Raw genomic sequence first — 6,495 nt, 5'->3', positions numbered from 1 at the left:
CGCGAAGCGGGTGGCCCGGGTTCCGGCCTCTGGTTCGATCTCGGCCCCCATGTACTGGATCAGGCACTGCAGCTGTTCGGCCAACCGGACTGGCTGCAGGCCGATCTGGCCGAGCAGCGCACTGGCGCACTGGCGGACGACTACTTCCATGTGGTGCTGGGTTACGGTGCTCTGCGGGTTATTCTGCATGGCAGCTGTCTGGTTTCAGCCACCATGCCGCGCTTTGTCATTCACGGCAGCCTGGGCTCGTTCGTCAAATTCGGTATGGATGTGCAGGAAGATCAGCTCAAGCTGGGCAAACGGCCGCCGGCGGCGGATTGGGGCATGGATAGCGAACCCGGTCAGCTCAGCCGCATTGTCGATGGTCAGTTACAGCAGCAGAGCGTGGTGGGTGAGGCGGGGGATTATGGCGCCTACTATCGCGGTGTCTGCGCCGCCATCAAGGGCGAGGAAAGCAACCCGGTGCCAGCAAGTGAAGCGCTGGCGGTGATGGCGCTGCTGGATCTGGCCCGTCAGAGCCACCTTGAGGGAAAACGGCTGCCCTGTCAGAAGCTGTCTGACTAAGGTGCGGGTCATCGGCCGCTATTGACCAACCTTGACCTTGTTAAACCGCCACAAGATGGCGGCAATATGGTGTTTTATTGTGCAGTTAGTGCCATTTAACGGCATCTTGTATTGATATCAGTCGTTGCAGTGGAGCTTTTTATCCACGGCACGAAAAAATGTCATTGTGATATCCGTTTTCATCGGTAACTAATGGGGCTATATTGCGCCCGCCTGCTGCCTCCCGGCTTCTTGTTTCAATACCGGGCAACGGTGGGCGCTGTGATGGTTGCACAGACCATCTCTCCATATTTATTTGAGGGAATGCACATGAACAAAGTACTGGTAGCCGGTATCCTGGGTCTGATGTTGACTGCTTGCGGTCAGAAAGAAGAAAAAGCTGCCGCTCCTGCTGCTGCTCCGGCCGCCGAAGTTGCTGCCACTGTAGAAAAAGCCGCTAGCGAAGCCACCTCTACCGTAGAGAAGGCCACCTCCGAAGCGACTGCAACCGTAGAAAAAGCTGCTACCGAAGCCGCTACCAAGGTTGAAGCTGCAGTGAGCGATGCCAAGGCCAACTAAGCCTGCACCTCATTCGAAGACGGGTCCGAAGGCAACTTCGGGCCCGTTTTTTTATCTGTCGTTCAGGAGGCCGGATTAATCAGCGAGGTGAGGATGTGATCCTCCCAGCGGCCATTGATCATCAGATACGCCCGTGCAAACCCCTCCCGCTCGAAGCCGAGCCGCTCCAGCAAGGCGCCACTGCGCTGATTGGCTGGCATATAGCAAGCCATGATGCGATGCAGATCGTGCTCGCGAAACAGGTAGTCGATGGCGGCTGACAGCACCTCTCCCATCACCCCCTGCCCCTGATGCTGCTGGTCGATGGCATAGCCCAGATGACACGCCTTGAAGACCCCCATCAGGATATTGCTGAAGTTGCAGGTGGCGATCACCCGCTCGCCAGCCGGATCGAGGGCCACCAGATTGACACCGGTGCCGTTGAAGAACTGGCTGTAGCTGTCCTGCAGCCGGGCATGCCAGTAAGAGAGAGTGTAAAAGTGCTCGTCCCGAAGCGGCTCCCAGGGGGTAAGGTGGTCGCGGTTGCGCCGGTAGAAGTCGAGCATCATGGGGGCCTGATCCGGCGACAGTATGGTCAGGTGGGTACGAGCCGTCTTGATATGTGGCAGCGCCATCAGGACTCCCTCTGTCTTAGCCACTCATCGCGCAGCAAGCTGTAGTGGGCATGGTCCACAATCCGGTTGCCCAGCCGCTCTGCGCGCCGGGTCACCCCCTCCAGCTGCATCCCGAGCCGTTCACAGACGGCTCTGCTGGGCTCGTTATCGGTGGCGGCGCTGATCTCCACCTTCTCCATCCCCATCTCTTCGAAGGCGTGGTGGATCAGGGCCTGGCAAGCCCGGGTGATGATGCCGTTACCCTGCCAGCGCTCCGCCAGCCAGTAGCCGATGACCACCTTGCCAAGGTCGTGATCGATGCTGTTGTAACCTATGACCCCCACCACCTCCCCCTGATACTCGATGGCGGTGGTGAGCCCCTCGCCCCGGGCGAACTTCTCGATGGCACTGCGAATGAAGAGGGCACTGTCGACAGGGCGCTGGATCAGTGGCGGCCAGGGTAGCCACTGGGAGAGGTACTCCCGGTTGTCATTGCAGAGGGCAAACAGTTCGCTCGCCATATCGGGCTGCAAGAAGAGCAGCGCAAGCTCGTCGTCCAACTGCCATGAAAACATGGGATTCTCCTTTCAAATCAGTGATCAAATCGCGAACCAGAACCCAATGTAGCCAATCGCCACTGGCCGCGCCAGCCACTTTTACGCCTCCCCTCCGGCAGGTATCGCAGAGGGTCACAGCGTGCGTTCTCTCCTCCCTCAAAAGAGGAGGGTGGGTGTCTGAAACCGGATAATGCTCTCCACATGGCGCCGAAGAATGCCCCCAAACGGCACTTTGGCAAATCCTGCTACCCCTTTGTGCTGCGCTGTCACTTTTGACAGGGGGCACTTTCCCCCACCGGCACTAGCTTCAAAACGCCCGACCTTCGGTCGGTTTATCAACCTCATCGATTTAAGGAAAGAAGAGATGAATAAAATTTATCTGGCCGTTGCGCTGGCCTGCTGGGGAAGTGCCGCACTGGCAGCACAAGAGGTAGAGATCAACGTAACGGCAAACGGCATCCGGGCCATGACCGGCCTCAGTGCCGCGAGTGGTACCTTGCAGCTGGAAGATGGCGAGTTTCGTCAGGTGCGGGTGGTCAAGCTGCCCAACGGCCAGCAGCGGATCCGCTACGAGCAGGTCTGGAACGGCATCCCGGTAATGGGTCAGGTGGTGGTGGCTGACAAGAGCCTGAACGGCCAGCTGCAACAGGCCAGTGGACGTATGCTGCGCCAGATCGATCAGGATGTGGCAAGCCCGGTCGCAACCCTTTCGCCACAGGATGCCGCCAGCAAGGCCAAGGCGGGCAGCAAGGGGAGCAACGAGCAGATCAAGCTTTACGTGATGCAGGACGAGAACGGGCTGGCCCGGCTGGTCTATCAGGTCTCCTTCGTTGCGGAAGGTGACAAGCCAAGCCGCCCCTTCGTCATTCTTGATGCCCAGAGCGGTGAGGAGCTCAAACGCTGGGAGGGGATCAACCACAAGGACGCCACCGGCCCCGGGGGCAACATCAAGACCGGCAAATACTTTTACGGCACCGACTTTGGCCCGCTCATCGTGGATGACAACTGCCGGATGACCAGCCCCAACGTCGATACCATCAACCTCAACCACGCCACCTCAGGCGGTGCCATCCACCAGTTCACCTGCCCGGAGAACCGGGTCAAGGAGATCAACGGCGCCTACTCGCCCCTCAACGATGCCCACTACTTCGGCAACGTGGTGTTCGACATGTACCGCAACTGGTACAACACAGCGCCCCTCACCTTCAAACTGAAGATGCGGGTTCACTACAGCAAGAATTACGAGAACGCCTTCTGGGATGGCAGCCAGATGACCTTCGGTGACGGCGCCACCACCTTCCACCCGCTGGTAAGCCTCGATGTGGCGGCCCACGAGGTGAGCCACGGCTTTACCGAGCAGAACTCCGGGCTGATCTATTCAGGACAATCCGGCGGTATCAACGAGGCCTTCTCCGATATGGCGGGGGAAGCGGCCGAGTTCTACATGAAGGGGAGCAACGACTGGCTGGTCGGCGCCCAGATCTTCAAGGGCAACGGCTCCCTGCGCTACTTCGAGGATCCGACCCGGGATGGCAGATCCATCGGCCATGCGAGCGACTACTACGACGGCATCGACGTGCACCACAGTTCGGGGGTCTATAACCGCGCCTTCTACCTGCTCGCCACCAGCAGCGGCTGGAACACCCGCAAGGCATTTGAAGTGTTCTTGCTGGCCAACCGCCTCTACTGGGGCGCCAACACCAACTACCAGCAAGGGGCCTGCGGCGTCAGCCGGGCGACCGCCGACCTGGGGTACAGTCAGGCGGATGTGGCACGGGCCTTCCAGACCGTCGGGGTCGATGCCAGCTGCGGCACCACGCCGCCACCGAGTGACAACGTACTGCAAAACGGCGTGCCGGTGAGCAACCTCGCCGCCAGCAAGGGTGGCAAGCTTAACTACACCCTGAACGTACCGGCTGGCACCAGGTCGCTGCAGATCAGCAGCAGCGGCGGTACCGGTGATGCCGACCTCTACGTCCGCTTTGGCAGCGCCCCCACCAGCAGCAGTTACGACTGCCGTCCCTACAAGGGGGGCAATAACGAAAGCTGCTCGTTCACCAATCCCAAGGCGGGCACCTGGCATGTGCAGCTGTCAGGGTTTTCCGCGTTCAGTGGTGTGACCCTCAAGGCCAGCTACTGATCCACCCGATGCGGGCCTTGTCCCGCATCGCTCTACTCATTGCGCCACCGTTTCGCCAGCGTGCGGGCGGTGGCCAACACGGTTTCCCGGGCCGGGTTGGGCCGCTTGCCACCGCGCCACGCCATCATCACATCCCAATGCTCCTGCGGCAGATTGCGCACATCTAGCCTGACCAGCCGCCCCACCTCCAGATCCCGCTTGATTGCCAGCTCCGGCATCAGGGTGATAAACCCGTGTTCCAGCGCTAGATCCCGCGCCGCACTGGCGGGCTGCACCGCATGCAGGGGGCTGGCGGCCCGCCGCAGCCGCCGCAACTGCTGGATAAAGACGTCACACCCCGGCCCCCATACCTGAGGCGCCAGCCGCTGGTCGGCAATATCCTCCAGCGTGAGGCCGTGACAACCGGCCAGCGGATGCAATGGCGAGGCGATAGCGATGATGGGGGAGCAGCAGAGCAGCTCCATCTGCAGGCCCGCAACCGGCGGACGCTTGAGCACAAAGCCGATATCGGCCTCGCCGGTCAGCAGCGACTGCATGATCTCGCCGGAGTGATCCGTGGTGCAGCGGATTTCGAACGGCTCGTCCACCAGCTCCATCAATAGCGAGCCAAACACCACCGAAGTGAGGGATGGCAGGCTGGAGAGACGGATACAAGGCAGCGCAGGCGCCCCCTGCAGTGCCAGCCGCCCTTCGCTCAGGATCGCCAGCGCAGAGCGGGCCGATGGCAGAAACTCCTCGCAGGCACGGGTCGGCGTTACGCCACGCCGATGGCGCTGAAACAGTGGCGCCCCGAGGCTCTCCTCCAGCTGGGCAATCCGCTGGCTCACCAGCGGCTGTGACCAGCCACGAATGGCCGCCGCCTGACTGAAGCTGCCCAGCTCGGCCACATCCAGCAGCAGTTGCAGATCGTCCAGATCCATAGACATAAATAATCCTGATATGAAATATAGGTAGTTGTCGTCTACCACTATATCTAAACCCTCTCCAGAATGAAGGTATCTGTGAATGAGAGGGCGTTATGGTCGATAGGGCGAGGTTTTGGGGACGCTGGTTTCTGGCGCTGGATACCACACTGGTGATCCTGGGTTTCTTTGTGGTGATGCCGATGATCAGCCTGCGCTTCGTCGATCAACTCGGCTGGGCCGCCGGTCTGGTGGGGCTGGCCCTCGGCCTGCGCCAGCTGACCCAGCAGGGACTGGGGATCTTTGGCGGCTCGCTGGCCGACCGCTTTGGTGCCCGCCCGCTCATTGTCACCGGCATGCTGCTGCGGGCGGTGGGCTTCGCCACCCTGGCTTGGGCCGACAGCGGCGTCATGCTGATCTTCTCCTGCTTCCTCTCGGGTCTTGGCGGTTGCCTGTTCGACCCGCCACGGGCCGCACTGGTGATCAAATTTACCCGTCCCCATGAGCGGGGCCGCTTTATCTCCCTGCTGATGATGCTGGAGAGCGCAGGTGCCGTCACCGGCGCCCTGCTCGGCAGCTGGCTGCTGCGTTTTGACTTCACCTACGTCTGCCTGCTGGGAGCCGGACTCTTCACGCTGGCAGCGCTCTGCAACTGGACCCTGCTGCCCGCCTATCGCCTCTCCATCAAGCCGACGCCGATGCGTCAGGGATTGGGCAAGGTGCTGGCGGATCGCGCCTTCTGCCGGCTGGTGCTGATCTTAAGCGGTTACTACATGCTCTGGGTGCAGGTGATGCTGATCTTCCCCATTCTGGTCAAACAACTATCCGGCAGCACCACCGCCGTGGGCTGGATGTACAGCCTGGAAACGGCGCTGTCACTGGCGCTGCTCTACCCCATCGCCCGTTTCAGCGAACGGCGCTATCGCCTCGAGAATCGCCTGCTGGCAGGCATCCTGATGATGACGGTGGGGATAGGTCTGGTCGCTTTCGTCAGCACCCTCTCCGGCCTCTTCGTGCTGCTGGCCTGCTTCTATCTCGGGATCATCATCTGCGAACCAGCCCGGGAGACCCTGATGACCCGGCTGGCCAACCCCACAGCCCGCGGCAGCTACATGGGCTTCAGCCGCCTCGGACTGGCGCTGGGAGGCATGACCGGCTACGTGGGCGGTGGCTCCCTCTAT

General features: G+C 61.1%; 7 protein-coding genes. 4 read left to right on the top strand and 3 right to left on the bottom strand.

Annotation, left to right across the window (positions count from 1 at the left end; translation table 11 throughout):
- Positions 1 to 564 (top strand): Gfo/Idh/MocA family oxidoreductase (locus AB5Y92_RS08075; protein WP_368226386.1); only part of this gene is annotated, 564 nt, incomplete at its 5' end.
- A 309-nt stretch (positions 565 to 873) separates the two neighbouring features.
- The gene (locus tag AB5Y92_RS08070; protein ID WP_005340533.1) at positions 874 to 1,122 is read left to right on the top strand and encodes a hypothetical protein; all 249 of its coding nucleotides are present in this window, start codon (positions 874 to 876) and stop codon (positions 1,120 to 1,122) included.
- Between the two features lie 62 nt (positions 1,123 to 1,184).
- On the opposite strand, the gene rimJ is transcribed toward AB5Y92_RS08070, so the two are convergent.
- Together rimJ and AB5Y92_RS08060 are read right to left on the bottom strand one after the other, a co-directional pair.
- Positions 1,185 to 1,736 carry a ribosomal protein S5-alanine N-acetyltransferase gene (gene rimJ / locus AB5Y92_RS08065; RefSeq protein ID WP_159143033.1) on the bottom strand — a complete coding sequence of 184 codons (552 nt, stop codon included), beginning with the start codon at positions 1,734 to 1,736 and terminating at the stop codon, positions 1,185 to 1,187.
- Positions 1,736 to 2,290: a GNAT family N-acetyltransferase gene (locus AB5Y92_RS08060; RefSeq protein WP_005340529.1), complete on the bottom strand. Its 555-nt coding sequence runs from the start codon at positions 2,288 to 2,290 to the stop codon at positions 1,736 to 1,738. Before AB5Y92_RS08060 ends, rimJ begins: the two co-directional genes overlap by 1 nt.
- A 346-nt stretch (positions 2,291 to 2,636) precedes the next feature.
- Between AB5Y92_RS08060 and AB5Y92_RS08055 the strand changes: the two genes are divergently transcribed.
- Positions 2,637 to 4,412, top strand: a complete 1,776-nt coding sequence (locus AB5Y92_RS08055) for a M4 family metallopeptidase (protein WP_368226383.1) — start codon at positions 2,637 to 2,639, stop codon at positions 4,410 to 4,412.
- Between the two features lie 32 nt (positions 4,413 to 4,444).
- Here the strand turns inward: AB5Y92_RS08055 and AB5Y92_RS08050 are convergent, their stop codons facing one another.
- Positions 4,445 to 5,338, bottom strand: a complete 894-nt coding sequence (locus AB5Y92_RS08050; protein WP_005349020.1) for a LysR family transcriptional regulator — start codon at positions 5,336 to 5,338, stop codon at positions 4,445 to 4,447.
- Positions 5,339 to 5,430: 92 nt separating this feature from the next.
- Between AB5Y92_RS08050 and mdtH the strand changes: the two genes are divergently transcribed.
- Positions 5,431 to 6,495, top strand: a 1,065-nt coding sequence (mdtH, locus tag AB5Y92_RS08045; protein WP_368226381.1) for a multidrug efflux MFS transporter MdtH, incomplete at its 3' end; no start/stop codon positions are given.

The sequence above is a fragment of the Aeromonas sp. R1-1 genome, from assembly GCF_040908495.1.
Lineage (GTDB): Bacteria > Pseudomonadota > Gammaproteobacteria > Enterobacterales > Aeromonadaceae > Aeromonas > Aeromonas veronii.
The sequence above is the reverse complement of the archived record's forward strand: the minus strand, read 5'-3'. Positions and strand labels throughout refer to the sequence as shown.

What these genes read in the sequence shown, in the direction of transcription:
- AB5Y92_RS08060 (WP_005340529.1), bottom strand. Translation starts at nt 2,290, where the DNA reads ATGTTTTCATGGCAGTTGGACGACGAGCTTGCGCTGCTCTTCTTGCAG.
- rimJ (WP_159143033.1), bottom strand. Translation starts at nt 1,736, where the DNA reads ATGGCGCTGCCACATATCAAGACGGCTCGTACCCACCTGACCATACTG.
- AB5Y92_RS08050 (WP_005349020.1), bottom strand. Translation starts at nt 5,338, where the DNA reads ATGTCTATGGATCTGGACGATCTGCAACTGCTGCTGGATGTGGCCGAG.
- AB5Y92_RS08055 (WP_368226383.1), top strand. Translation starts at nt 2,637, where the DNA reads ATGAATAAAATTTATCTGGCCGTTGCGCTGGCCTGCTGGGGAAGTGCC.
- AB5Y92_RS08070 (WP_005340533.1), top strand. Translation starts at nt 874, where the DNA reads ATGAACAAAGTACTGGTAGCCGGTATCCTGGGTCTGATGTTGACTGCT.